Annotated in this window: 27 protein-coding genes; 3 read left to right on the top strand and 24 right to left on the bottom strand. The window is 48.1% G+C overall.

The window, feature by feature from the left end:
- Positions 1-95: 95 nt before the first annotated feature.
- The 14 genes from ACQUQM_RS23740 to ACQUQM_RS23675 form a co-directional block, all read right to left on the bottom strand.
- Positions 96-827, bottom strand: coding sequence for a hypothetical protein (locus tag ACQUQM_RS23740; RefSeq protein ID WP_432472338.1), 732 nt, complete (start codon positions 825-827; stop codon positions 96-98).
- Positions 828-1,755: 928 nt separating this feature from the next.
- Positions 1,756-2,211 (bottom strand): ClpXP protease specificity-enhancing factor, encoded by a 456-nt coding sequence (locus ACQUQM_RS23735; protein ID WP_432472337.1) that lies wholly within the window; start codon positions 2,209-2,211, stop codon positions 1,756-1,758.
- A gap of 64 nt (positions 2,212-2,275) precedes the next feature.
- Positions 2,276-2,905 carry a stringent starvation protein SspA gene (sspA, locus tag ACQUQM_RS23730; RefSeq protein ID WP_432472336.1) on the bottom strand — a complete coding sequence of 210 codons (630 nt, stop codon included), beginning with the start codon at positions 2,903-2,905 and terminating at the stop codon, positions 2,276-2,278.
- A 91-nt stretch (positions 2,906-2,996) separates the two neighbouring features.
- Entirely contained in the window at positions 2,997-3,758 is a 762-nt protein-coding gene (locus ACQUQM_RS23725) for a cytochrome c1 (protein ID WP_432472335.1), read from the bottom strand.
- Positions 3,758-5,005 carry a cytochrome b gene (locus tag ACQUQM_RS23720; RefSeq protein ID WP_432472334.1) on the bottom strand — a complete coding sequence of 416 codons (1,248 nt, stop codon included), beginning with the start codon at positions 5,003-5,005 and terminating at the stop codon, positions 3,758-3,760. The genes ACQUQM_RS23725 and ACQUQM_RS23720 overlap by 1 nt, the downstream gene beginning before the upstream one ends.
- Positions 5,005-5,601 carry a ubiquinol-cytochrome c reductase iron-sulfur subunit gene (gene petA, locus ACQUQM_RS23715; RefSeq protein ID WP_432472333.1) on the bottom strand — a complete coding sequence of 199 codons (597 nt, stop codon included), beginning with the start codon at positions 5,599-5,601 and terminating at the stop codon, positions 5,005-5,007. Before petA ends, ACQUQM_RS23720 begins: the two co-directional genes overlap by 1 nt.
- Positions 5,602-5,892: 291 nt before the next feature.
- Positions 5,893-6,285, bottom strand: a complete 393-nt coding sequence (rpsI, locus tag ACQUQM_RS23710) for a 30S ribosomal protein S9 (RefSeq protein ID WP_124925618.1) — start codon at positions 6,283-6,285, stop codon at positions 5,893-5,895.
- Between the two features lie 12 nt (positions 6,286-6,297).
- A complete protein-coding gene (gene rplM, locus ACQUQM_RS23705) occupies positions 6,298-6,726 on the bottom strand; it encodes a 50S ribosomal protein L13 (RefSeq protein WP_432472332.1) in 429 nt (142 codons plus the stop codon).
- Between the two features lie 696 nt (positions 6,727-7,422).
- Positions 7,423-8,535 carry a cell division protein ZapE gene (zapE, locus tag ACQUQM_RS23700; protein ID WP_432472331.1) on the bottom strand — a complete coding sequence of 371 codons (1,113 nt, stop codon included), beginning with the start codon at positions 8,533-8,535 and terminating at the stop codon, positions 7,423-7,425.
- 470 nt (positions 8,536-9,005) lie between these two features.
- Positions 9,006-9,455 (bottom strand): REP-associated tyrosine transposase, encoded by a 450-nt coding sequence (locus ACQUQM_RS23695; RefSeq protein ID WP_432472330.1) that lies wholly within the window; start codon positions 9,453-9,455, stop codon positions 9,006-9,008.
- A gap of 507 nt (positions 9,456-9,962) precedes the next feature.
- Positions 9,963-10,673, bottom strand: a complete 711-nt coding sequence (locus ACQUQM_RS23690; protein ID WP_432472329.1) for an LrgB family protein — start codon at positions 10,671-10,673, stop codon at positions 9,963-9,965.
- 2 nt (positions 10,674-10,675) lie between these two features.
- Entirely contained in the window at positions 10,676-11,035 is a 360-nt protein-coding gene (locus ACQUQM_RS23685) for a CidA/LrgA family protein (protein ID WP_432472328.1), read from the bottom strand.
- 18 nt (positions 11,036-11,053) lie between these two features.
- The gene (locus ACQUQM_RS23680) at positions 11,054-11,638 is read right to left on the bottom strand and encodes a TMEM165/GDT1 family protein (RefSeq protein WP_432472327.1); all 585 of its coding nucleotides are present in this window, start codon (positions 11,636-11,638) and stop codon (positions 11,054-11,056) included.
- A gap of 18 nt (positions 11,639-11,656) precedes the next feature.
- Positions 11,657-11,833: a hypothetical protein gene (locus ACQUQM_RS23675; RefSeq protein ID WP_432472326.1), complete on the bottom strand. Its 177-nt coding sequence runs from the start codon at positions 11,831-11,833 to the stop codon at positions 11,657-11,659.
- Between the two features lie 133 nt (positions 11,834-11,966).
- On the opposite strand from ACQUQM_RS23675, the gene ACQUQM_RS23670 reads away from it, so the two are divergent.
- Complete coding sequence (locus ACQUQM_RS23670; RefSeq protein ID WP_432472325.1) at positions 11,967-13,013, top strand: hypothetical protein; 1,047 nt, start codon at positions 11,967-11,969, stop codon at positions 13,011-13,013.
- Positions 13,014-13,150: 137 nt separating this feature from the next.
- Here ACQUQM_RS23670 and mobA read toward each other — a convergent pair whose 3' ends face one another.
- The 4 genes from mobA to moaB are packed head-to-tail and all read right to left on the bottom strand — an operon-like array spanning position 13,151 to position 15,803.
- Complete coding sequence (gene mobA, locus ACQUQM_RS23665) at positions 13,151-13,723, bottom strand: molybdenum cofactor guanylyltransferase MobA (protein ID WP_432472324.1); 573 nt, start codon at positions 13,721-13,723, stop codon at positions 13,151-13,153.
- Positions 13,724-13,726: 3 nt separating this feature from the next.
- The gene (locus ACQUQM_RS23660; protein ID WP_432472323.1) at positions 13,727-13,972 is read right to left on the bottom strand and encodes a MoaD/ThiS family protein; all 246 of its coding nucleotides are present in this window, start codon (positions 13,970-13,972) and stop codon (positions 13,727-13,729) included.
- A 35-nt stretch (positions 13,973-14,007) separates the two neighbouring features.
- Positions 14,008-15,252 carry a molybdopterin molybdotransferase MoeA gene (locus ACQUQM_RS23655; protein WP_432472322.1) on the bottom strand — a complete coding sequence of 415 codons (1,245 nt, stop codon included), beginning with the start codon at positions 15,250-15,252 and terminating at the stop codon, positions 14,008-14,010.
- Positions 15,249-15,803 (bottom strand): molybdenum cofactor biosynthesis protein B, encoded by a 555-nt coding sequence (gene moaB / locus ACQUQM_RS23650; RefSeq protein ID WP_432472321.1) that lies wholly within the window; start codon positions 15,801-15,803, stop codon positions 15,249-15,251. The genes ACQUQM_RS23655 and moaB overlap by 4 nt, the downstream gene beginning before the upstream one ends.
- A gap of 575 nt (positions 15,804-16,378) precedes the next feature.
- On the opposite strand from moaB, the gene prsK reads away from it, so the two are divergent.
- Together prsK and prsR are read left to right on the top strand one after the other, a co-directional pair.
- Entirely contained in the window at positions 16,379-18,412 is a 2,034-nt protein-coding gene (gene prsK / locus ACQUQM_RS23645) for an XrtA/PEP-CTERM system histidine kinase PrsK (RefSeq protein ID WP_432472320.1), read from the top strand.
- A 3-nt stretch (positions 18,413-18,415) separates the two neighbouring features.
- Positions 18,416-19,786 carry a PEP-CTERM-box response regulator transcription factor gene (gene prsR, locus ACQUQM_RS23640; protein ID WP_432472319.1) on the top strand — a complete coding sequence of 457 codons (1,371 nt, stop codon included), beginning with the start codon at positions 18,416-18,418 and terminating at the stop codon, positions 19,784-19,786.
- A gap of 45 nt (positions 19,787-19,831) precedes the next feature.
- Here the strand turns inward: prsR and ACQUQM_RS23635 are convergent, their stop codons facing one another.
- The 6 genes from ACQUQM_RS23635 to ACQUQM_RS23610 form a co-directional block, all read right to left on the bottom strand.
- Complete coding sequence (locus ACQUQM_RS23635) at positions 19,832-20,416, bottom strand: hypothetical protein (protein WP_432472318.1); 585 nt, start codon at positions 20,414-20,416, stop codon at positions 19,832-19,834.
- A gap of 419 nt (positions 20,417-20,835) precedes the next feature.
- Positions 20,836-21,705, bottom strand: a complete 870-nt coding sequence (locus ACQUQM_RS23630; RefSeq protein WP_432472317.1) for an ExeA family protein — start codon at positions 21,703-21,705, stop codon at positions 20,836-20,838.
- 40 nt (positions 21,706-21,745) lie between these two features.
- Positions 21,746-24,115, bottom strand: a complete 2,370-nt coding sequence (locus ACQUQM_RS23625) for a tetratricopeptide repeat protein (protein WP_432472316.1) — start codon at positions 24,113-24,115, stop codon at positions 21,746-21,748.
- Between the two features lie 57 nt (positions 24,116-24,172).
- On the bottom strand, positions 24,173-25,744 hold the full coding sequence (gene xrtD / locus ACQUQM_RS23620; protein WP_432472315.1) for a VPLPA-CTERM-specific exosortase XrtD: 1,572 nt from the start codon (positions 25,742-25,744) through the stop codon (positions 24,173-24,175).
- On the bottom strand, positions 25,745-26,230 hold the full coding sequence (locus tag ACQUQM_RS23615) for a glycosyltransferase (protein ID WP_432472314.1): 486 nt from the start codon (positions 26,228-26,230) through the stop codon (positions 25,745-25,747).
- Positions 26,227-26,670, bottom strand: coding sequence for a UDP-N-acetylglucosamine--LPS N-acetylglucosamine transferase (locus tag ACQUQM_RS23610; RefSeq protein ID WP_432472313.1), 444 nt, complete (start codon positions 26,668-26,670; stop codon positions 26,227-26,229). The genes ACQUQM_RS23615 and ACQUQM_RS23610 overlap by 4 nt, the downstream gene beginning before the upstream one ends.
- Positions 26,671-26,688: the final 18 nt, after the last annotated feature.

Below are 26,688 nucleotides of genomic sequence, written 5' to 3'. Positions count from 1 at the left end.
CCGGACTGAACACACAAGACCAAACTTACACAAAAAAAAACAGCCCATAAGGACTGTTTTGTTTCATTACCAGCTCTACAACCTAATAGATTGAATTAGCCTTTGCGCTTCAACAGCTGACGACGCCTGATCAAACCAAACAGACCGAGCGCTGAGGCAAACAGAGGTATAGCAGCCGGTACCGGCACAGCCGACACCTCTGGCGCAGAGAAGTTTGAAATCACAGCAGTTCCCGCACCAAATCCACTATCTTCTGTAGCAACACGGAAACCAAAAATATCGCCCGCAGCAACCAGGAACGATTCTACACCGGACTGTCCAGACAAAGTATCATCAGTTAGCTGGGTAAAAACACCATTCAATACCCAGCCAAATGGATCATATGAAGCCGAACCATCTAGAGTAGTATAATCCCAATCGAAAGATACAGACCCAGCAGCCACAGCAGCAATAGTAAAATCAGTTACCGCAGCTTGACTGCTGTAATCATCTCGACCGGTCAAAGCAACACTTGAAGGAGCATTAATCGTATCAATTAGGCCGCCATTCAGATCCTGAGTCCAGTTACCAGTTGCATAGCTTCCATCAAAGCCTCCCAATGTAGCCGCATTAGACGTTGCCGCAAACATAAAAAAGCATATAAATAAGTATTTTTTCATCTCTTCCCCAATGTGCAATCTGTATTCGTTACCAGAAAAGCAAGCACAACTATTCGCCTCATTTCTGCCCAAAATCCACAATATTAAAGCACAAAACAGGCCAGCAATGATAAACCATTGAAAATACAGCGCTTTATTAGTGATAACAAAACAAAACCCAAAGACCATGTAAAATAACTCGACACAATGTATTATCTCCTAATTATCACTACCGCTGAATAGACTTTAAACCCACCACACACCTTTATATTGAGCATTACAAATCAAAGTGTCGAAAATCTTTACAACCAAATTCCCAATATAAAGCAGCTATAGCACCGCTATCGCCGCACCAAACCACCCCAACAACCACCCAGCAATAGACGAAAAAAAGCCGCCATATGGCGGCTTTTTAGCTTTCGTTTTTTCAGGCAACTACCTGGCTAATCCTTCTCAGTGATCAGCCACTTATAAGAGCAAGACGATTTAGCCTAAGCAATAAACCATCGCGCGAGGTACCCAAAGGGGCATGCTAGCGCGCCTCCTACCGGTGGAAATTACCATGCGATCTTTGTGGAAGCGACGCTGGCATGCTCCTTCGGGCATCTCGTCGCGATTTAGCCCAGGCAACTTACCATCGCCGCGAGGGCGCGCCTCCTACCGATGGGAATTACCATGCGATCTTTGTCGGAGCGACGCTGACACACCCCTTCGAGCACCTCGCGGCGATTTAGCCCGAGCAATAAACCATCGCCGCGAGGGCGCGCCTCCTACCGGTGGGAATTACCATGCGATCTTTGTGGAAGCGACACTGGCATGCCCCTTCGGGCATCTCGTCGCGATTTAGCCTAAGCAATAAACCATCGCCGCGAGGGCGCGCCTCCTACCGGTGGAAATTACCATGCGATCTTTGTGGAAGCGACACTGGCATGCCCCTTCGGGCATCTCGTCGCGATTTAGCCTAAGCAATAAACCATCGCCGCGAGGGCGCACCTCCTACCGGTGGGAATTACCATGCGATCTTTGTCGGAGCGACGCTGGCATGCCCCTTCGGGCATCTCGTCGCGATTTAGCCCAGGCAACTAACCATCGCCGCGAAGACGTGCCACCTACAGCGCTATTTCACAACCTTCAGTGACGCCCTGGAAGACGACTTAGCACCCTTACCTTTACCATCGACAGACTTAGGTACTGATTTAGGGCCACTCGGCTTAGGCGGCTCATCATCAGGTTCTGGCGACTCTAGATCAAACGCCTCCACTCCCGGCTCAGCACCAAATCCCATACCCGCACCGTTCTCACGAGCATAGATAGCCAGCACCGCAACGACCGGAACATAGACATTTACCGGTACACCACCAAAACGCGCACTAAAGCTCACAGAAGCGTTATCCAGCGACAACCCCTGCACCGCACCCGGTGAGACGTTGAGCACTATCTGCCCATCAGTAACAAACTGAGAGGGCACCATCACCCCCTGAATTTCAGCATCCACGACAATATGTGGTGTGCAGTCATTATCCATAATCCACTCATGAAGAGCGCGGATCAGGTAACCTCGACTCGGTTGCATACAAAAACTCCAAAAAAAAAGGATGAGCAATTGCCATCCTTTTCATACTTATTCAGTTGCGTGATTAATCACGCATCTCGCGCTCTTCTTCAGACAGACTGACCTGGAAAGACTCACGCTCAAACAAGCGCTCCATATACTTCAGCAGATCTTTGCTCTGATCTTCCGGCAGCTCAACACCCAGAATTTCCAGGCGCCACAGCAGCGGAGCGATACAGCAATCCACTAAGGTAAACTCTTCACTCATGAAGAAGTCTTTCTCAGAAAAGATCGGCGATACAGCAACCAGGCTGTCACGCAACGACTTACGCGCGTTATCGACCTCATCCTGATCTTCACTAGTCAGAATCACATCTGCCAGAGAGCACCAGTCACGCTGAATACGGTACATGTACAGACGACTTTCCGCCCGCGCAACCGGATATACAGGCAACAACGGAGGATGCGGGAAACGCTCATCCAGATATTCCATCATCACATTCGGCTCGTACAGCACCAACTCGCGATCCAGCAAAGTCGGCAAGCTGTTGTACGGATTCAATGACGCCAGATCCTCCGGCAGGTTATTCGGATCACAATCATTAATCTCGACTGCAACACCTTTTTCCGCCAATACAATACGTACCCGATGGCTGTAATGATCTTCACCATCAGAGTAAAAAGTCATGGAAGAACGCTTGGCCACTACGCCCATTAAATCACCCCGTTATCTTATTCCGTAAAAAAGCATACGCGACCCACCAAAAAGCGAGCCGCGCATCTATCAGTAGTACTATTAAAGACGTTTAGTGAATGTCTCGCCAGTACTCTTTCTTCAGTGCAAAAGCAAACACAAAGAAGATTGCCAGGAAGATCAGGACCTTAGTACCGATAGCCTGTGATTCCAGTTTAACAGGGTTACCCATGTAAGACATGAAATTCACCAGATCATATACAGTATTGTCGAACTCCTCGGCAGTTTGCGAACCTTTCTCGCTCACAGACAGACAGCCACCCATAGTCAGACCAGTCAGAGGATCGATTGTCTTCTCCTGGTGCAACAACTCATCTTTAGAGCAGCTATTCATCTGTACGCCCTGCAGGCTTTCCAGAATGTTAGGCATACCAACATCAGGGAATACTACGTTGTTTACACCGTACGGACGAGCATCATCTTTGTAGAAGCTGCGCAGATAAGTGTACAACCAGTCTTCACCACGCAGACGCGCTTCCAGAGTCAGATCCGGTGGTGCAGTACCAAACCACTCAGCCGCATCAGCCTTAGGCATAGCATTAGTCATCTGCTCACCTACTTTCTGATCACCGAAAATCAGGTTCTGTTCAACCAGATCATTCGGCATACCCAGATCAACTGCAGCACGTTCAAAACGCTGATAGTCAGCAGAGTGACAACCCAAACAGTAGTTTACATAGGTCTGCATACCACGCTGCAAGGATTCCTTGTTAGCATGATCTGCTTTCATATGATCCAGAGGCGCCTTGCCACCAGCAGCACTCGCTGCCATTGGCAGCAGCACCATCATGAATGCGATAAAAAACTTTTTCATTAGCCTGTCACCCTTTCCGGTACCGGTTTAGTGCTTTCCATTCTGGTGTAGAACGGCATCAGGAAGAAGTACGCGAAATACAGCGCTGTACAGATCTGCGCAACCACAGTACGACCAGGTGAGGATGCAACCACACCCAGGTAACCCAGGATTACGAAGCTGATGCAGAAGATTGCCAGCCAGATTTTGCTCATCATGCCCTTGTAGCGCATTGATTTAACCGGGCTACGGTCAAGCCATGGCAATACGAACAGGACTGCAATCGCACCACCCATCACAACAACACCCGGGAACTGGGAACCAGCAATAGGCGGAATCGCACGCAACATTGCGTAGAACGGTGTGAAGTACCATACCGGCGCGATATGCTCAGGCGTCTTCAGCGGGTTAGCAGGCTCAAAGTTCGGCTTCTCAATGAAGTAACCACCCATCTCCGGGAAGAAGAAGATGATCAGACAGAAGACAAACAGGAACACAACCACACCTACAATATCCTTAACGGAGTAGTAAGGGTGGAAAGGAATACCGTCCAGCGGGATACCGTTCTCGTCTTTCTTGTCTTTGATCTCGATACCGTCCGGGTTGTTAGAACCAACCTCATGCAGCGCGATGATATGCATTACAACCAGCGCCAGCAGAACGATTGGCAGAGCCACAACGTGCAGCGAGAAGAAACGCGTCAGGGTAACGCCGGAAATAACGTAATCACCACGAATCCACTCTGCCAGATCCGGACCAATCACCGGTACAGCAGCGAACAGAGATACGATTACCTGAGCACCCCAGTAAGACATCTGACCCCACGGCAGCAGGTAGCCCATGAAGGCTTCAGCCATCAGCGCCAGGTAGATCGCCATACCAAAGATCCACACCAATTCACGTGGCTTACGGTAAGAACCGTACATAATGCCGCGGAACATATGCAGGTAAACAACAGCGAAGAATGCAGAAGCACCGGTAGAGTGCATGTAGCGTAGCAACCAGCCATAATCCACATCACGCATGATGTACTCAACAGAAGCGAACGCACCATCTGCAGTCGGGTTATAGCTCATAGTCAGCCAGATACCGGTCAACAGCTGGTTAACCAGAACCAACAGCGCCAGCGAACCAAAGAAGTACCAGAAGTTAAAGTTCTTTGGCGCATAGTATTTTGCCAGATGATCATCCCACATCGCAGTCAGCGGGAAGCGATCATCAATCCAGCCCATCATGCCTGGATTTCCTTTATTCCGTGAGCCAGCCATTATCCAACCTCCTGATCAACACCAACGATAACCACGTTATCGCTCTCATAAGAATGAGGCGGAATCACCAGATTACTCGGCGCCGGAGATCCCTTTAAAACACGACCGGAAAGATCGAATCGGGAACCGTGGCACGCACAATAGAAACCACCAATCCACTCATCACCCAGATCAGCAGGTGCCACTTCAGGGCGATAAGTCGGAGAACAACCCAGATGGGTACAGATACCAACCAATACTGAGATATCTTCACGCAGTGCACGAGCAGGCGTACCTGGAACATATTCTGGCTGCTGTGGAATCTTCGACTCTGGATCGGACAGACTGGCTGAAATCGTTGCCAGGTTCGCCAGGGCCTCATCGCCTCGGCGAACAATCCATACCGGCTTACCACGCCATTTTACGATCGTCTGCTGACCAGGCTCAAGCTTGCTAATATCGACCTTAACCGGTGCGCCAGCAGTTTTTGCCTCAGCACTCGGATTCCAGGAAGCTACGAACGGAACCGCAGCTCCGACGGCACCCACTGCCCCAACAGCAGAGGTAGCACCGATCAGGAGACGTCGCCGCCCCTTATTCACGCCATCATTACTCATTAAGATTATCTCCCCTCACTCAACCATTCCGCCCCCTGCATTGTTGCAATGCAGTATTTGTCTGGCTGCTCGTAACGAATACCGAATTAACGGATTTTTAAAATGGGCCAAATAGTAAAGAAAATCCCTTGTTCTTACAAGGTAATTTGTACTCAAAGACCGCTTTTTACGCCTATAGTCGACCCAGTTCAGACGAATAAAAAAACCACCTGAAAACAGGTCAAAAAAAAACGCCCAAACCATAAGGTCGGGGCGTTTTTTCTGCGATACCGTAAAGGTATCGGAAGCGAATTAACGCTTGGAGAACTGTGGACGCTTACGTGCTTTACGCAGACCCACTTTCTTACGCTCAACTTCACGAGCATCACGGGTAACAAACCCAGCTGCACGCAGTTCAGGACGCAGAGTCTCATCATATTCCATCAGAGCACGAGTGATGCCGTGACGGATAGCGCCAGCCTGACCGAAGCCGCCGCCGCCTTTAACTGTTACGTATACGTCGAACTTTTCAACGTTACCAGTCAGCTCCAGTGGCTGCTTAACGATCATGCGAGCAGTTTCGCGACCGAAGTAAACATCCAGCTCACGCTGGTTAACAGTGATTTTGCCTGTACCTGGACGCAAGAATACGCGCGCAGTAGAGGACTTACGACGGCCTGTGCCGTAATACTGAGTAGAAGACATATTGACCGCCCCTTAAAGAGTTAGTTCTTGTGGCTGTTGAGCCGCATGAGGATGTTCTGCACCAGCATACACTTTCATCTTAGTGTACATAGCACGACCCAGAGGACCTTTAGGCAGCATGCCTTTAACAGCCAGCTCAACAGTACGTGTCGGGTGAGTTTCAATCATCTTCTCGAAAGAAGTCTCACGCAGACCACCAGGGTAACCAGTGTGACGGTAGTAAGTCTTATCCTTACGCTTGTTACCGGTTACGTTAACTTTTTCAGCATTGATAACAACGATGTAATCGCCAGTATCAACGTGAGGGGTGTATTCTGCTTTATGCTTGCCGCGAAGACGACGAGCAATTTCTGTAGCCATACGACCTAAGGTTTTACCCTCAGCATCGATAACATACCAATCGCGTTTTACCTCTGCAGGCTTTGCGCTAAATGTAGTCATGATAATTTCGCCTATACATCAGTCTAATCCCGCTAAATCAAACGCTTAACGTAGATCGACGACCTTATAATTATTGGTTGTAATCCGAGGACTACAACGTCATAAAACTTCGACCTGAATCGAAGGAGCGCGGATTATACTGCAACCGCACAAAGATGCCAACTAAAAAAGCAGTTGCTAGTAGTTAGACGCGGCGAAGCCGCTTGCCAGACGCAAAATAAATTTTGCTTGCTAGAAAAGGCAAGATCAAAAAACAAAACCTGAAACCGCATAGCCCTGTTGCAGCGATGCTGGCTTGCCCCTTCGCGATTCACCCCGCCTTAATACAATCGCCGCGAGGTACCCGAAGGGGCATGCTAGCGCGCCTCCTACAAAAGAAAATAAACACTCAACTTGTGGGAGCGACGCCCCGTCGCGGTTAATTCAGCCAACTGAGAGAGCTATCGCCGCGAGGCACCCGAAGGGGCATGCTAGCGCGTTTCCTACAAAAGAAAATAAACACTCAACTTGTGGGAGCGACGCCCCGTCGCGGTTAATTCAGCCAACTGAGAGAGCTATCGCCGCGAGGCACCCGAAGGGGCATGTTGGCGCGCCTCCTACGAAGCAAAAAAAAACGCGCAATAAGCACGTTTCTTTTTCTAGCCACTGCAGCTGAGCTTGCTCAGCGTTCTAGCTACTGTAAAAAAGCTTCGCTTTTTACGCCCTATGCTCTCTGGCCAGATATTCGTGAGATTGCATCTCCAGCAAACGGCTCTGGGTACGTTCTATTTCGAACTCCAGACGGCCTTCGGTATACATCTCGTAGATCGATTTTTCAGCCGAGATAATCAGCTTCACGCCGCTGTCATAGAACTCATCAACCAGGTTGATGAAGCGTCGCGCCGCGTCATCATTACTGCGACCTAGCTGCGGGACATTACTGATCAGTACGGCGTGGAAGATCTTCGCCAGCTCAATGTAATCGTTCTGGCTGCGCGGCCCTTCGCACAGCTCTGCAAAATCAAACCAGACCACGTCTTCACAACAACGGCGAGACTGAATATCACGACCATTGATATCCAGAACCTCAGCCTCTACAACCTCCTCCAGATCAGGAGCCAGGCTTTCGAAACTGGTATTCAGACTGACATCTGCCGCCGCATCCAATGGATGGTGGTATAGCTCAGCCTGCTCCAATGTACGCAGACGATAATCAATGCCGCTATCGACATTAACCACTTCAGTATACTGATTCAGCATCGCTATCGCCGGCAGGAAACGGGAACGCTGCAAACCGTTCTCATACAGACCATCCGGTACGATATTGGATGTGGCAACCAGACTGACACCGTTAGCGAATAACTGCTCTAGCAGGCCACCCAGAATCATCGCATCGGTGATATCGGTAACAAAGAATTCATCAAAGCAGATAATCTGGAACTCTTCGGCGTACTTCTTACCAATAGTGACCAGAGGATTCGGCGTGCCATCCAGCAGTTTCAGCTCTTTATGAACCCGCTGCATAAAGCGGTGAAAGTGAGTCCGCTCTTTACGCTCAAATGGCAGGCTGTCAAAGAAAGTATCCATCAGGTAGGTTTTGCCACGGCCGACACCACCCCAGAAATACAGGCCTTTAATCGGCTCAACCTTCTCTTTTTTCAGCTTACTGGTAAGACGGCCCATAAGGCCATTCTTTCTCTTAGGCTGAGCCTGCGCAGCTACCAGATCATCATACAAACGCTGGAGATTCTTAACCGCCATTTCCTGCGCGGCATCGTAAGAAAAATCGTCCCGTTTAAGATCTACTTTATAACGCTCTAAAGGAGTCATACCTGAGCCCATACCATCTGAATAAAAAGTTACCTGTTTGGGCGCGCACTTTACCTATCCAGATTAGTTTTTGCAACGCAACAAAAGGCCCAGAGAATTAATCCTTACCGGGATATCGCAGTTTCAATCGGCCAGACCGCGACGGAAACGCCACCGCTAGTGGCTAGAAAAAGCCAAAAGTCACTGTAAAGCTACAGATTCTAACCGGAGCAACCTGTTGGAGCGACGCCCTCGTCGCGCTTTATCCCGACTTAATTCAATCGCCGCGAGGGCGCGCCTCCTACAACCAACCAATCAACCAAAGTTGTTCCAATTACATGTGGCAGCGACGCCCTCGTCGCGCTTTATCCCGACTTAATTCAATCGCCGCGAGGGCGCGCCTCCTACAACCAACCAATCAACCAAAGTTGTTCCAATTACATGTGGGAGCGACGCCCTCGTCGCGATTTTCGCTTTCTGGAAAATCAGACTCAAAGCCAAACAGCATCCCAGAGAGAGTACTCCCTGACAGTTTTCACAAGCCCAGCCCTCACAGGATTCATAACGACATAGCGCGCAAGCCTTACCAGATCCTCATCCTTACGAACTGCATGATCATGAAATCCATTCTGCCAGACAGATCCCAAGCATCCAGATACCTGATTAAGCCTTCGCGCTGAGAGTGATTTTACAGTCTGTACAGTTTTACTAAGAGGCTTTTCACGTAATTGAAGTAACCAGTGAGCATGATCAGGCATAACCACAAAGGCTAAAGTATCAGTTGCAACCGATTCAGCCCTAAGCACATCAACAACCAATCGCCCCTGCTGAAAATTATCAAACAGCTTCTGCCGCCCCCGGGTTACAAAAGTAACAAGATAAACCCGACCGACTTCGGAATAACGGCCATGCCTTAATGCTGATGAATTCCCTTTCATCATTTTCTCCTGAATTATATTCGCCGCGGGGTACCCGAAGGGGCATGCTAGCGCGCCTCCCATCAAAATGCAGAATAGCCCTCTAATGATAGCAACACATGTAGGAGCGACGCCTCGTCGCGATTCATCTCGCCTTAATCCAATCGCCGCGAGGGCGCGCCTCCCACCAAAATGCAGAATAGCCCTCTAATGAGAGCAACACCTGTGGGAGCGACGCCTCGTCGCGTTTCATCTCGCCTAAATCCAATCGCCGCGAGGGCGCGCCTCCTACAATAAATAATCGACCACAGTTGCTCCAATTACATGTAGGATCGACGCCCCCGTCGCGATTCATCTCGCCTTAATCCAATCGCCGCGGGTACCCGAAGGGGCATGCTAGCGCGCCTCCTACAATAAATAATCAATCACAGTTGTTACAATTGCATGTGGGAGCGACGCCCTCGTCGCGATTTATTCCGACTTAATGCAATCACCGCAAAGGCGCGCCTCCCACAGCAAAGACTCAAGCCTTTAATTAATTCCCAGCAGTGGTATCAGCAGCGGCAGCATAAATGCGGTAAAGGCACCGGTCATACCCATCGCCAGGCCTCCGAATGCGCCGGCCATCAGGCCGTATTCAAAGGCGAATGCGGTTCCCATACCGTGCGCGGCCACACCAAGAGCAAAGCCTTTGACCGCGTCATCATTGATATTCAGAATGCGATAGATCGGCGGTGCCAAAATACAACCAATAGCACCAGTAATAAGCACCAGTCCCGAAGCCAGCGAGGGATAACCACCAATCTTTTCCGCTATACCGATCGCAATAGGCGAGGTCACCGACTTTGGCGCCAGAGACAACAGCGTGCCGATCTGAGCATCCATCAACTGAGCCACCAGCACAGCAGAGGCTGCAGCAGTTACCGCACCCGCCATGCAAGCGACCAACAGTGGTAGTAGCATCTTCTTAACCCGTTCCAGATGATCAAACAACGGCACTGCCAGGGCGACGATCGCCGGCCCCATCAGGAAATGGATAAACTGAGCCCCTTCAAAGTAGGTCTCATATTCAGTCCTGGTAAGCAGCAAAAACAGTATGATCAGTGACAGTGACACCAAAACCGGATGCAACAACGGGGTACCGCCAATACGACGGTTAAACCAGGAGGTCGCAATAAAAGTAGCAATAGTGACGATTAGCCAGAGCAGCGGTTTGGCGGTAAAAAAGGTCCAGAATTCCATACCTACCCCTCCCCGTCCATCTGATGCAGCGCCTTCGCTGAACGATTCAGAATCAGGCCAGTAACAATAATAGTTACACCAGTACTCACTATCAGCGCTACCAGAATCGCTAGCCAGTCAGCTTCCAGCAATTGGAAATGCGCCATCAAACCCACACCAGCAGGCACAAACAGTAACGCTAAATGCTTCAACAGCGCTTCACTGGGAATCCGCAGATAGTCTGGCACGTCACCTTTCAGAATCAGGCAAGCCAGCAACAAGACCATGCCGACCACCGGTCCCGGCACCGGCATACCGACCGTAAGAACAAATAGCTCACCGACGAATTGAAACAGCAACAGCACCAACAACCCGACTAACATAAGCAACCTTTCATAGAATCAGGCAATATAAACGATCGAAACAAGCTCATACACTGCCAACAAACCAAAACCAATAAACAACACGCCACTGGCCCGATGCAACCACTGCAACGAGATATAACGCATCAACGCCTGACCTGACAATACGCCAATCAGCGTCGTTGCGATCAGTGCCAGTGTGGCTCCAGCCCAGACTGCAACCGGCTCACGAGCACTGCCAAGCCCCGCTACAGCCAACTGAGTCTTATCGCCAAATTCGGCCAGGAAGATCAACATAAAGGCCGATAGCACGAGACTCTTTAATGAGAGAGATGACTCTTCATCATCCTCGTCATCACTATTGGTAAATGATTGCACGCCAAACCACAAAAACAGTGCCGCCACGATAGCCAGAACTATCCACTGCGGCACCCAGGCAGCCACCATAGCGCCGAGGCTGACTGCAATCAGGTTAAGCAGGGCAAAAGCAACACTTGCCCCAAACAGAATCGGTAACGGCCGATGCCTTGCTGCCAGTGTCATACACACTAACTGGCTCTTATCACCAAACTCAGCCAGAAAAACCAGCAAAAATGCGCCGGAAGCTATATCTACTACGCCCATACATATCATCCACTATAATCAACAACCGCCAGCTGGACGTATTCCGTCACACAACTCCACCATCATCTCCGACAAGAATCTCGCACCAGCTTTAGCTTTCCTTACAAATGCCGCGGCATTATACACAATCAAATTCCAGCCAAAGCTTATTAAAGTAACTACTTTACCTTCCTGGCTTTTCTCTTTATTCCTCATATTGCATTTCCTCCTTAATTCATTAAAATACCTGTTGCCATTTAGATACAGTTATAGTGATGCCTGCCAGTACGCATATTTGCGAAGGTTAAACTAACTCTCGCTCATCGCTCGCATACTTGAGGCCATACTTATGAAAAAGGATATTTTCTGCACAGCTATTACTTGCGCTGCTGTGCTAACTGCGCAACTTGCATCCAGCTCAGCCTATGCTGCTGTATCTTCCGATGAAGATTCAGTTAAAGAGTGGGGCCCATGGACCACCATAGCAACCGCAGCGGGTGGCAACCCTACTGTCCGCCTTAATCTGCAAGCAGCGCCTTCTCAGAATGTCACTGACTCAGGACAGTTCGTTACTGAGATCCCAGATACGACTGAAGCTTACAGCGTTTTATTCGGCGCATTAGGCGATGTAGACCAACTTGATAGCAGCCTTATTCCCTTCGAGAATGGCCCTGATGATTTTGACAGCCTGGCTGCCCCGGATGCATTCACGGAGAACAACCGTGTAATGACATCCCTGACAACCCTGACATCTATCGAAGGTATTGCCGACCTCCCTCAGGATCAAGAGTTTACGGTGGCAGGCTTAGGCAGCTTCACAGCTACAGATGAATACCAAAACAGCCTCACCTCCGATCAGTTGATTTTCCTAGAAGAAAACGCTCCATTCGGGGATCTGACAATTGCCGGCAATAGTGGAACACTTGATCGGGTAGCGTTTCTAAATACCGCAATCAACGGTTTAAATGCCGGCATAATTACAGCCGCTAACGGCAGCACCCTGACCAAAGGCACTTTCATTGGCGGTACTGCAAGTTCACTTGGTGCGATACAGGCTCTGGCAGGAAACACTTCAGCCAGCTACGAAGGCAGTTTTTTACGCTCTTTAGATAGTAGCAATGTAAGCATCCGGGTCAACTTCACTGATTCGACCTGGAGCGGGCGTTTCATTGTCGATCAGGGAGTTGCTTTTGGGGTAAGTAGCGGCTCAATTTCAGGCGCAAACCTGATCGCGAGTAATGGTAACTTATCTCCAAATGTCACCAATGGTTCGGTAAGCGCAAGTTTCTTTGGTGATAGTGCTGAGGCCATCGCCGGTATTGCAGATGTTGAGATCGACTCTACACGCTTTGCAGATACTTTCGTAACAACGAAAACAGAAGATAATATTCGATAACACGAAGAATATTGGTGGTGTCTGGGCTTAGCTGATTCGAAGCCAAAGATATAACAAAAAGAGTCCGGACAAGTTAATTGTCCGGACTCTTTTTTTTACTTCCAAGCCTTCACTTTCCAGCCTTCACTGCCTGGCTTTTACTCCCTCTCTGACAACTCCTGCTGAGTATTCAGGTTATAAAGTTGCTCAGACAGATCCGATATATCCACCAGTTGAAACGGGTGTCCTCGCATCCAGCGCTGTACCGCCCGCTGCCCGCCTTCAAGCCACTGTTCCAGATCAGCACAAAGTCCGGCCGGGATTATCGAATGCAGCGGATGCCATTCATCGCCTTCAGCCAACACCGTAATATGATCCGGTTTAGCGGCTGCAGCGGCAAACAGACGCTCAAGCACCTGGTTACTCAATAACGGGGTATCACAAGGCAGCACCAGTAACATCTCAGTATCGCACGCTTTCAGTCCGGCCAGAATACCCGCTAACGGCCCCTGAAAGTCATCCAGCGGATCAACTACCGTTTTATCAGCCAGCGCCTGATAACTCGGTTCATTACGGTTGCAGCTGATAATCAGTGAATCGACATGAGGCCGGACCAGCTCGATGGTATGACCGATCATCGGCCGGTCGCGAAACTCGACCAACCCCTTATCACGACCACCCATACGCTGCCCCTGACCACCCGCCAGGATTACCGCGGTTAAGTTATTCAACGATCAACCACCTGTAACCGGAGGAAACAGCGCCAGCTCATCGCCATCACTGAGAATGGTTTCCATCGCCACCATCTCCTGATTAACTGAACATAGCAATTGTCCACTTAAAGCCTGCTGCCACTCATCACCCTGCTCTCGCAAAGTATCGACGAATTCAGCAACACTGGAACCCGCCGTCAGCTCATGACTGCTCTGAGCTAACCCCAAAGTCTCTCGCAAGGAGGCAAAATACAACACATTAATCATCACGACTCCTCAATCAATTATTTCAGCTGATCGTATTAATTAGTTACTTCGCTAAACGGTATAAAGGTCAACTGATCACCTTCAGCTACCTGGGTATTCTCGGGTACAACCAGATAACCAGCAGCGGTTACAGCAGAGCTCAGCACACCGGAGCTCTGACTACGCCCTAATACAGCGCAGCCATCATTTAGCTCTACCCGTAAGTATTCCTGCCGGGCAGTCGTTTTAGTCCGGCTGAAACCGGCCTGCACAGCAAAACTGTTCGGCATAAATTGCTCACAACCCTGCATTTTCAACAGGTACGGGCGGGCAAGCACAGTAAATGTCACCAACACGGATGACGGATTTCCCGGCAAACCCAAAATCGGCGTGCCATTAACAAAACCAAAGGCCATCGGCTTACCCGGCTTAATCGCCATCTTCCAAAGCGACAGCTCACCCAGAGATTCAACCGCAGTCTTGACATGGTCCTCTTCACCAACAGAAACACCACCACTACTGATGATGCAATCAGCCTGTTCAGACGCACGTTTCAACGCATCCTGAGTACCTGCAAAAGTATCTTCGATAATGCCCAGATCAACTATTTCACAGCCCAGGCCCTGTAACAGCCCCTGAATAGTAAACAGATTTGAATTATAGATCTGACCCGGCTGCAGCGGGTTACCCGGCATTACCAGCTCATCACCGGTCGTCACAATCGCAACTTTAAGCGGCCGGTAAACTTTAACCATGCCGATACCCACAGAAGCCAGCACACCCAGATGTGCAGCCTGCAAACGGGTACCCGCCGGCATAACTGTCTGACCGGTTTTAATATCCTGGCCCTGCGGCCGGATATTACTACCAATACCCGGCTCAGAATTGATCTGCACCCAGGTATTACCCGCATCATCGTTTTCAGAGCAGGTATCTTCCTGCATCACAACCGCATCAGCCCCTTCCGGGATCTCTGAACCGGTAAATATACGGGCAGCAGTGCCCGACACTAATGCCGTTGGTGCAGTACCGGCAGGAATACGCTGCGAGATAGTCAGACGGCTGGCGCTTTCCAGATCAGCACAGCGCACCGCATAGCCATCCATCGCACTGTTATCACGAGGCGGTACATCGACTGCGGAAAGCTGATCTTCAGCCAGGACACGGCCTAGCGCAGCAACCAGAGAAACCTCTTCAATCTCAGTCGTATTTTTTGCCTGATCCAGTAATTTTCCCAGCGCTTCGCTGACCGGCATCAGGTTCTGGCCATGACGGGGCGCATCACATCCGCAGCCGCTCATCCCCGTGTACCACACGCAGTTTCAACGGGCTTAGTTGTCATAACCATCTCAACAAAGTTACAAGGACGGTGACGGGCATCCAACTGCTCGCGAATAATACCGTTCCATGCGGTCTTACAAGCACCGGTAGAACCAGGCATACAGAAAATTGCAGTACGGTTAGCCACACCACCAAACGCGCGGGACTGTACAGTAGATGTACCGATCTCCTGATAAGAGATATGACGGAACAGCTCGCCATAGCCCTCAATCGCCTTATCGAACAAAGGCGTCAGCGCTTCAGGGGTATTATCACGCAACGTAAAGCCGGTACCACCGGTTACCAGAATAGCCTGCACCTTATCATCTGCGATCCACTGTGAAACAACGGCACGCAGCTGGTAAACGTCATCTTTACTGATAGTACGATCCGTCAGATGATGACCCGCCTCTGTCAGGCCCGCCACAAGGGCGTCGCCGGAAGTATCGTTTTCCGGAGTACGAGTATCTGATACAGTCAGAACCGCTATTTGTAATGGCTGGAAAGGTACATCTTTCTTAGCGTGACCCATTGAATATCTCCTAAATTTAACGATGCCGGACAGATTACCGGCAAACAATGCAGTATTTATAGCGAAACCTGTGACAACTGCAATAACAAAGATCAATTGTTACCGTATTGTACCCCTTTTGATCCAGCTACCACCAAAGAGTTCGTCAGCATAGACGGCGGCTACATACCCTTCGTTTGATATTAATCATGATTCGAACAGTGTCATAAAAAGCCTGAAACAACCCTGTAGCATCAACGCCCGGAAACTCAATCGCCAGTCCGAACTCTCCTTTTCAAAAAACGCGACTAATAGATAGAATGCCGTGCTACAGGAATAGCTGCAGATATGATATATTTCGATTCCAGAAACAGTCATAAAGAAACTGTTGTATTGATTTCTTTGGCACAACACCACTACTGGCAATAGGGATATTTGTCGAATGAATTTCTTGCAAAGTAAAAAACTGTTGTTTGGCAAAATCATCTTGGCACAGCTTACTTCATTAAAGTGTTCATCGGCTATTACTCATAGCAGCGATAAAGCGCTTAGATCATACAGCCTGTCACTCTGATCACGATCCGGAGTATAGACAGATGAGTTTATTTGCTGCTTATTTAAGCGCCAGTATCATTTCGGTGATTCTGGCTGTGGTTTTTGTTGTCCAGTTTTACCGCAGAAAGAGTGGTTATGCACTGACCCTTGCGGCCCTGTTTAATTCTTTCTGGCTATTTAATCTGGCTCCGGATTTTTCAGCTTCCGGCCCCACTTTACCTGCTCAGCTAGATCTCTTCTTTGAAAGTATGCACTACAGCATCTGGGTCCTGGCGATCTCACGCTCACTGCCCGATAATATCCCCACTGAACTACTCAGAAAGCAGCAGTTTCTGTTCTGGTTTTGCTGGGCAATCACCTTATCAACATTTATAGCCGCCGTTGGCAATCTGACAACAAGCCCCTTACTAAGCAGTCTTCTGGCTCTGATCCTGACCATAATCACCCTCTCAAGTATTGAGCAACTCTATCGGATCAACCGCTACGACCGTCAGATGAAAGTGCTTTGTATCAGCCTCGGCATCCTGCTGTTCTATGATCTGTTCTTTCATAGCTTCAACCTAGTCTCTGAACAACAAAACGCAATTGCTTCCCAGGTCAGGGCGTCAGTTTATCTGGCGGCATGCTTCATGATGGCAATGGGCGTCGCCCTGCTGAATACTGCTTCCTCCAACACCAGTCGCTTTCAACTGTCTCACAGTGCAGCGTTTTACACTTCAACATTAGTCACCTCCGCACTGTTCATTACTCTTATTTTTCTGGGCGGCTACTACATAAAAGTATTCAGTGATGAGTGGAGTACCATCGCCTATATATTCATCTCATTCAGCGTTGTATTCATCATTGTCTCTGTATTTGCATCACGCCAGATCCGCGCAAGAATCGTCGTACTTATCAATAAACATTTTTTCAGTCACAAATATGATTACCGCAAAGAGTGGTTAAGAATCAGCGACCAGCTGTCTCAAGGCTATAGCGAAGAGGGGCCATACGCCCTGGCATATTCAATTATGGCCAATACATTCGATAGCCCTACAGGAATTATTTGGATCCGGTCAGACAACGACTACATCCCGGTATTCAACAATACTGAGCAAGCCGCTTCCGAATTATTGACTGAAAACTCCAGCTCTCACTTCTGTCACAGAATGCTCAATGATGAATGGATATTTTTTCCCGCAGCCAATCCCCAGGAAGTAATTGCCAATTTCAATGATGAACTGCCGCCCTGGAGCCCTGAAATTGAAAACCTCTGGTTATTAGTTCCACTCATTACCAGCAATGAACTGGTTGGCTTTGCCGCATTGACCAGAAAAGCACCAGATACACAGCCAACCTGGGAAGACCTTGACCTGATTAAAACAGTTGGCAGCCAGCTGGCCAGTTACCTGAAACTACACCGGCAGGAAGAAAAGATTGAAGAGCAAAGGCAGCTGAACGTCTATAACAAACTAAGCTCATTCGTCATGCACGACCTTAACAACCTGATTGCACAACAAGACCTGGTTGTAAAAAACGCAGAAAAACATATTAACAATCCGGCGTTTGTGGCCGATACAATCCGTACCGTCAGCAATTCAGTGGAACGGATGAAAAGTCTGTTATTCAAGCTTAGAAGCAACAAGCCTGAATCGGTTGAACCTATCTCGATAACTCAGATAATCGAAGCGGCAATTCAGCATAATAAAGACTCGCTTCCACAACCTGTATTTGAGTACCAGGGCCCGGAAATGTTCATCAATGCTGACCGCGACCGGTTGATGATGTCGCTGTCCCACTTAATAAAAAATGCACAAGATGCTACACCAGCCACAGGTTCTGTGAATGTGAAGCTAACGACTACAGACAGTGACGCGGTAATAGAGGTAAAAGACACCGGAAAAGGCATGGACACACAATTCATTCATCAAAAACTGTTCAAGCCTTTCGAATCGACAAAATCCACTAAAGGAATGGGCATCGGCGTATACCTGACCAGGGATTATATCAATCAGCTAAATGGACAAGTTTCCGTTCATAGCGCAGTAGGTGCCGGCACAACCTTTCAGATAAAACTAAATGTATTTCAGAGATAAGTAATGGATGACAAAGTAAACATCCCGGTTATCCTGATCGTAGAAGACGATCAGGGGCTGCAAAGACAATTATGCTGGCATTTCGACCAGTATGAGATTATTGCTGTTGATAATCGACAGGACGCCGTGGCAGCGGTTAAAGAATACCGCCCCGCTATAGTATTACAGGACCTCGGTCTCCCCCCTGATCCAAATGGGGTGAGTGAGGGAATGCGCTGTATCGAAGAGATTCTTAATACAACCCCCAATTGCAAGATTCTTGTAATGACCGGCCGCGCCGAACAGGAAAACGCCTTACAAGCTATTTCGCTGGGCGCCCATGATTTTTTTCATAAACCAATTAACACCGAAACCCTCGACCTTATCATTGAGCGCTCGCTGCGGCTCCACCAACTGGAAGAACAAAACAGACAACGGGAAAACCAAACGAGCGGAGGGATCTTAGGGCTGATTACCAGTGACCCAAAAATGCTGGAAATCTGCAAGGTCATTGAAAAATTAGCACCTACAGAGGTTACTTGTACGCTGCTTGGGGAAAGTGGCGTCGGAAAAGAGGTGCTGGCCAAAGCCCTGCATAAGCACAGCCCAAGAAAGAACAACCGCTTCATGGCGATTAACTGCGCATCAATTCCAGAGAACCTGATTGAAAGCGAACTTTTTGGTTATGAAAAAGGCGCCTTCAGCGGTGCGGCAAAACGCACTGCTGGAAAAATTGAAACCGCCAATAAAGGTACGCTTTTTCTCGATGAAATTGGCGATATGCCGCTTAGCCTGCAGGCAAAGCTTTTACGTTTTTTACAGGAAAGAGTTATCGAAAGAGTCGGCGGCACCGATGAGATAGAAATTGATACCCGGGTAATCTGCGCCACCAATAAAGACCTGAAAGCGATGTCGAGCCTGGGTACATTCCGGGAAGATCTGTATTACCGCATCTGTGAGATGGAGATCGAGATTCCGCCCCTTCGTGAACGGACCGGCGATAAAGCCCTGCTGGCAAAATACTTTCTGCAAAAACACAGTGAAGCAAACAACCTGAACCTAAAAGGCTTCACCAGTGATGCTCTGCTGGCCATAGAGAAATATGAATGGCCAGGCAATGTCAGAGAACTGGAGAACCGACTGAAAACAGCCGCCATAATGTGCAGCAATAAATATCTGGGGGTTAGCGAGCTAGGGTTACTAGATGACGGTCAGGAAAACGACCTTTCAATCTCTCTGAAAGACACCCGCAAGCAAGCCGAAAGCACTGCGATTACAAGGGCACTGTCAATTGCAGACAATGTCTCGGCTGCAGCAAAGCTGTTAGGCGTATCACGACCAACCTTGTATGACCTGATGAAAAAGTACGGCATAACCCAGGAGCAGTCTTCCTAAGGCTTTCATAAACTCCAAAAAAAACCGCCGTGAGGCGGTTTTTTTTCAGGCTGGAATACGCCGCCGGCGGAATAACGCGATCAACCCCAATGCTGCCGAACCAAACAGCCATGCAGCTGCAGGTACTGGCACGGCAGAAATATCCTTAAAACTGGTAATATGGCTGACTTTTGATATATCTACTTTTGCAGTATCAAATCCCATCAAAGCAAGATTGATAACGGCCCATGAAGACGTATCCCTGTTATCAAACAGAAAGTGGGTAGGACTCCCTTCAAGCGCGCTTTTTTTACCTGTTTTGACAAGGAAATAATCAATACTAGAATCAATTTCTATCGCCTTGATATCCGTACTCTTAGCGCCGCCTATATACACATCAAGCCAGGACATAGCACCGCCTTCCAGCTTACCGGCAAAAACCATATCAGCCCCAAGCACGCCCTGCACCCAGGCAAGCTCAGTTTCTCTAGCATTATTCTGCAGCTTAGCTGTTGCATAAATCAGATCCACAGTCCCAACCACCGTGTCATCTGAAATAGCCAGGGTAGCAGCACTGACCGACGCCCCTCCTAAAGGAGCAAAAAAAACAGCAAATAAAAAGCGTTGAATCGATTTTTTTAATGTTGTCATGACTTAAGTCCATATATTCATTCAATGCGCGACATATACTCTTTGCAGCGCCACTCTGACCCCAGACTCATCGACAACGAATAACAAGAGCCCGGTAAAAACTAGTCCGGTAAAGGTTGCGTGATTGCTCAAAAAAGAACCACTATAACATAGAAGGCAATTTTCGATCCAAAAATGACAAGCCTCTGTTTATCAAGAGCTATAGTAAGACCGAATAGGTTATCAACTCATCATCTGTAAAATATTCCGACACTATTTCCCGTATTTCCGGTAACCGGGGAGAGCTCGGTGATGGAACAAAAATCCTATGAGCCAATACATAGATTAACCCTGAAATACTGAGATGTAGAGGCATAACGTTTTTAATAGTACCCGGCCCAGAACTGCAGATTCCGAAATAGTAAATAATTGAAACAGACCTACTCTTCCAATACAGGTAGAGACCTCTTACGCATTACTTTCGGCTCACAACCCAGGGCCAATAAACCACCTTCAGCCCGATCTTTAAGAACAGTCCGCACATACACCTCATCGATACTTTCCTTCTGATCCGCAAAACCATAAGAAAGAACAGTATCGCAAACAACATTCAAAATACGGGGCACGCCACCACTAACGTAATGAATCATGTGACATGCCCTGGTCGTCAGAAGAGGCTCAGACCGGCCTGCCAAAAGCATTCTGTGCTCAAGGTATTCAATAGTTTCTTCGATGCTGAGTACTGGCACATGGTAATCAACCGCCACTCGCTGAACAAACTGCCGCAACTTAGGATGCTTCAGTTTATCCCGCAATTCCGGCTGACCAATCAACACGATCTGAAGAATCTGCCGCGCACCAAAGTTTATATTCGACAGGGTTCTCAGCTGCTCAAGCAGCTCAATAGAGAGATTTTGAGCTTCATCAATAATCAGAATTGAGTGATGACCACTCTCATACTCTGCTTCAAGAAAATGCTTCAGCTGGTCGTATTGTACTATTGGGTTCTCAGCAAGATAATCCTGCCCAAAGGAATGCAGGACCCAGGGCAGCAACTCGCCCATGTTTTCATGGGTATTGTTCAGTAAGCCAACTGTCTGATCGCCATCGAGGGAATCGAGCAACCTGGCAACAAGCGTAGTTTTTCCGGCACCAATTTCACCGGTTATAACACTGAAACCGGCCTGGTTTAACAGGCCGTATTCCAGCATCGCAAAAGCCGCAGTATGCGACTTCCCCATATACAAAAGACTGGGGTCTGTTTGCAAAGTAAATGGCTTCTCGTTAAAACCATAAAATTCTTCGTACAATGAAATACTCCCTTGCGCAACGATGTATAGCTGTAGAAGCTTATAAGCCTTTCAGGGCTTCCCGGGCAGAAGCTATCCATAGCGCATTAGAATCTTCAGCAAGTGATAACGCCTTTTCCAGCTCAGTTCGCGCTTTAGTTAAATCACCAGCAGCCTTATATGACATACCCAGGTGGTAACGGAACTCAGCAAACTCAGGCAGCGATTCTACTGCATTCTCGTGGAAATAAAGTGCATTATTCAACTCACCCTGTTTGTAATTTATCCATCCAAGAGTGTCTTGAAAATGCGGCACTTCAGAATCCCGGAAACGCGATGCTAATTTCTTAGCGCGCTCCAGGTCACGGTACTGTTCCGACTCACTGAGGATAACAGCAAGGTTATTTGCGGCAATATCCGCATCCGGATTATGCTCAAGAACAGAGGTATAAAGGTCAATCGCTTTCCCGTATTTACCACTTCGCTCGTAAACACTGGCCAGGGTCATTGTCAAATTCAGGTCATTTGAGATGTTCTCAAGCCCTGCCTTCAGAACAGCTACCGCCTCATCATTTCGCTTGTCTCTGACTAATGCGCGGCTTAACGCACGATAGGCATCAACTTTACCTGGATGTAATGCTATGGCTGACTGAAAAGCAGCCTCTGCCTGATCAGTTTTTTGCATAAAACTATACAACTGCCCAAGCAACAGCTGAGCCGGATAGTTATCTGCATCCAGATTCAATATGGATTGCAAAAAACTGACCGCCGCATCGGTGTTACCTGTGACAATATAAGAGCGAACCAACGCAGCCATTGGCCGCACTTTATCCTCGGCTACGTCATAGGCTTTCTCGAAGGAAGCAACGCTTTGCTTGAACTGTTTATTACCCTGGTAAGCTGCACCACGGATCTGCTCTGCGGAATCCTTCTCTACACTATCCAGACTCCGGGCAATGTTCTGCGCCCCCTCCCAATCCTGCAACGTAAGCTTAACCTGAGCCATAAGCTTCAACGCTTCAATATCCGACGGGGCTGAAAGCAATAAGCTGTTTAATATCTCTTGCGCCTGAGTGTAACGTGTCAATTTAATCAGGAGGCGGCTATATGAAAGGATAACTGACCGATTTGTGGCGTCAGCCCGAAAAGCTTTTGCGTACAGATCGACAGCCAGTTCAGTACGCCCCTGCTGCTCATGTGCGGCCCCCAGAAGCCCAAGCACTGTAGGCGAGTTAGTATTGGACTTGAGAACAGCCCTGAGTTTTGAGATAGCCTGCTCAGATTTATTATCCTGTAGCAGTCGCTTAGACTCGGTCACAACAGCTTCTGCGTTATCAGGCTCAACAGACAACACTTGCCTTAAATAGCTATCGCCTTGTTCCAGATCGCCTGCAGCAAAAGCCATATTAGCCAGCATATTTTTTGCCTTCAGACCGACATCACTGTTACCGTCCTTAGCGGCGATATCTTCAAGCAGAGTCTGTGCTTCAGTGGTGTTGTCGCTCTGCAATAGACGGCGCACAAGATTGAAACTTAAGTCATAGTTATCAGGCTGAGCTTGGAGGTACTCTTGCAGGGCAACAGTTGCATACTCTTCCCCCTGAAAAGTACTGATAAACTCCAGCAATGCCAATTTAGCCTGATTATTGTCAGGCTCCTGCTGAATAAGGTTACGTAACACAACCTCTGCATTTTCCAGGTCTTTAAACGAGATATACTGCTTTGCCAGCGCAAAGTAGTATTCATCTTTCTCAGGTTCCAGCTCGATCAGCTTGTTAAATACAGCGACCGCCCCATCAAGATCCTTCATTATATTAAAGGCTTTAATCTTCATAACGTGGAGCAGCAAATTGTCATTTATGCTGACATTGTCTAGATAGGCGATTGCCTTAGCGGGATCATCAGCTTCAAGGCGCTCTGAGGCAAGCACCATAATCGCTTCGATATTTTCAGGCTCTTTAGCCAACACAAACTCAGCCTCGGTTACCGCTCCCTCAAGGTCCCCAAGCTTATATAACAACAAAGATCTGAATGCTCGCACATCAACTGACTCTGGGGCTAATTCGATCGCCTTTTCACTTCTCTTAATTGCACCATCAAGCTGCTGCGCAGCCAGCTCGAGGTTACCAATAGCTAAGATAGCTTCAACATGGTTTGGATCAAGCTCTAACACCTTTTCCAGATACCGATAAACCTTGGGCCATTCTTTATTCTGTTCAAACACTTTTGTAAGCAGATACAACCCTTCAATATGATTGGGGTTGATCTGCATCGCATTGCTGAATTCGATATGTGCAGCTTCGTAGTTATCTTCAGCTAAGAACACTTTGGCTTTATCAACATAAGCCTGCGCTTTCTGATCCGGCGAATCACAACCCACCAGAGCGATAGAAACCGCCAGTAACGCGATACGAAATTTTGACCTGAACATAATATTTCCCCAAAAAACAAGGCAGGGCCTACCGCACTACCTGAATATCTAAAATGACTATCGCGGTAAAAACGAAGGCAGGTAGACTGCCATATCACGAATGAAGCTTTGCAGCTTCAAATCAGCTTTTTCAAAATCGTTATCTTTAACCAGCACATTGACCCGAACTAATGAACCATCAGAACGTTTATCAAATACCGCACTGGAGATAAGCGATGCCCGGGCGACGTATTCATCGGTATAGCTGATACCTTTCTGCTCGATCCAATAGTAAACCAGCTGGGTATATTCACCCTTTCGGATAACAACCCGGTTAGCCGCTTTCGTTTCACCGGTAGCACGGTAATTAAATTCAACAACATCTTCATCTGTTACCTTCCAGCCCCCTCCCGGTATACAGACCTTAGGAGAGTGCAGCGCGCTGCCGTCTTTCTGCTGCTGGTAATAAACCATATAAAGATTAACTTCATCATCCGCCTTACTATCCCGGTATGATCCAAGGAAGTAGTCATCAGCTTTAAGGATATCCAGCACATCCTGTTCCAGGTAGGACAGATTGACATTTCTGCCCCCTATACGCATCGGAAAGGAGTCGAACTTTTCACGTAACGGAATAACGGTCTGCTCATTGAATGCAAAATAGTTGGCCAGGCCACCGAATAAGAATACCGGGATTACAAAGCTTACAATCATAATTGTGGGTATTAAAAAACGAATGTCGTTACTGGCTTTACTATCATCAGCATCACCGAAATCAAACAGATCAAAAAAACTATTAGCAGAACTAAATAGAAGCTTATAGAGCCAGACTTCAACCAGCAGCAACAAAAAAGCGGCCATGAACACAGCCCAGCCTTCAAAATCATGCAGAAAGCCTTCCGCGGCCGCGACACCAAAATTGTTAACCAGAAGGCCAGTAACAGCAATACGCAGGCTATTCATAACGATGGTCACGGGCACTGTGGATAAGATCAGTAAAGCCTTGAACCAGAGAGGCGAGCGAAGAAAGTAGGCGACTATCAATGCGATACTGGCAAGCGGATAGAGATAACGAAGCCCGCTACAGGCTTCAACAACTTGTAATTTGTAGGCCCCCATATCGATGATATTGCCTTCAAGAAATACCGGTATCCCCATAGCGCGTATCATCCATGTACCCAGCTCAGAGGAGATTAACTGTAAGCCAGCGGTCAGTGATGATATCAGCAGATAAGGCAGGGGGATAACGAGCAACAATAGTGCTAGTGGAACCAAAGCAATCTTAAATAACTTCCAGCCACCGACGAACAGGACATAGCCTGCCAGGACAATTATGAAGGAATAATGTTTAACAGATTCCAGATCGGCTAATACGGCAGCGACATATAACGATAGCCCGATAAAAGAGAACACAATGCCAGATGATGCTGAACGCATTGGCAAGCGGCTGATTTCATCTCGTTTAGACCAGAGAATGTAAGCGCCTATAAACGGCATGAATAAACCATGCCCATACTCTTCACTATCCCACCACTGATTAACCAGTGTTACCAGGCTCTCAGCAAACAGTAAAAGAATGAAACCAAGAAGCAGGAGAACAGTAGGTACTGTCAGAAGGCGCGCGTTACCATCCCGGGCTACAGAAGTCATTTAGATCCCTCGTACGAAATCAGATATTGTTTTAACCAGATCTGATGAGACTTCTAAGACTTCACCGCCTTGCATATCAGAGCTCAATGTTAATGCTTTATTGATACCTTGTTCAAGTTCAATGTCACTATCAACCACGGTAACCAGCGATAACTTACCGAACTGCTTAGCCGTTGATAATTGATGGTCGTTGCGGTGCTCACCTTTAGCTGCATGCCGTGGCATCAGGATCAGAGGCTTCTTGTGCTTAACACCAGAAATGATAGTGCCCATACCAACATGGCCAATAATGAGCTCTGCTGCCGATAGTTGCTGATCATATTCGTCTGGGGTCATGCTGACGACGGTACGTAAATGCTCAGCAGCATAGCGTGTCTTCCCTATCTGAGCGATAACTTCCACCTGAGGATTGTTTGCTGCCCAGTCATCAACCGCTTTGATAAGCCTCTCAAAGGGTAATTGGGTCCCGACAGTGACGAAAATCATATAACAGACCCCGCAAACCCCGGACCATCTTCAGACGCCAGATGCTGCCATTGCGTAAGATAAAGATCAGCATAGTTTTTAGCTTTAAGCCCACTGAGGGAGAGCGTGTCGCAGTTTGCGATACTATCAACCCAGATAGTTTTTGCGCCAAGCTTACGACCAATAAACAAAGCAAAAAGACCGACAGAAGCACCGGTAGTAATGATCACATCCGGTCGAACTTTGAGCAGTGTTATAAGCACAACAAAGGCCTGCCATAGAAGACGCACTTTATTCCACCGAGACGCATCAGGGATATAATGAAACGGCGAATCAGGGTGATGTTGATGATAGCTGCGCTCAGTAGAGGCGTATACAAGATCACAACCCTGGAAGGCAGGCTCCAGTCGACACATCTGAACCCAATGGCCACCGGAAGAAGAGACGAGAAGTACTTTCATGAAAAATCCAATGTAAAA

The organism is Amphritea sp. HPY (genome assembly GCF_050870985.1).
Taxonomy (GTDB): domain Bacteria; phylum Pseudomonadota; class Gammaproteobacteria; order Pseudomonadales; family Balneatricaceae; genus Amphritea.
The sequence above is the reverse complement of the archived record's forward strand: the minus strand, read 5'-3'. Positions and strand labels throughout refer to the sequence as shown.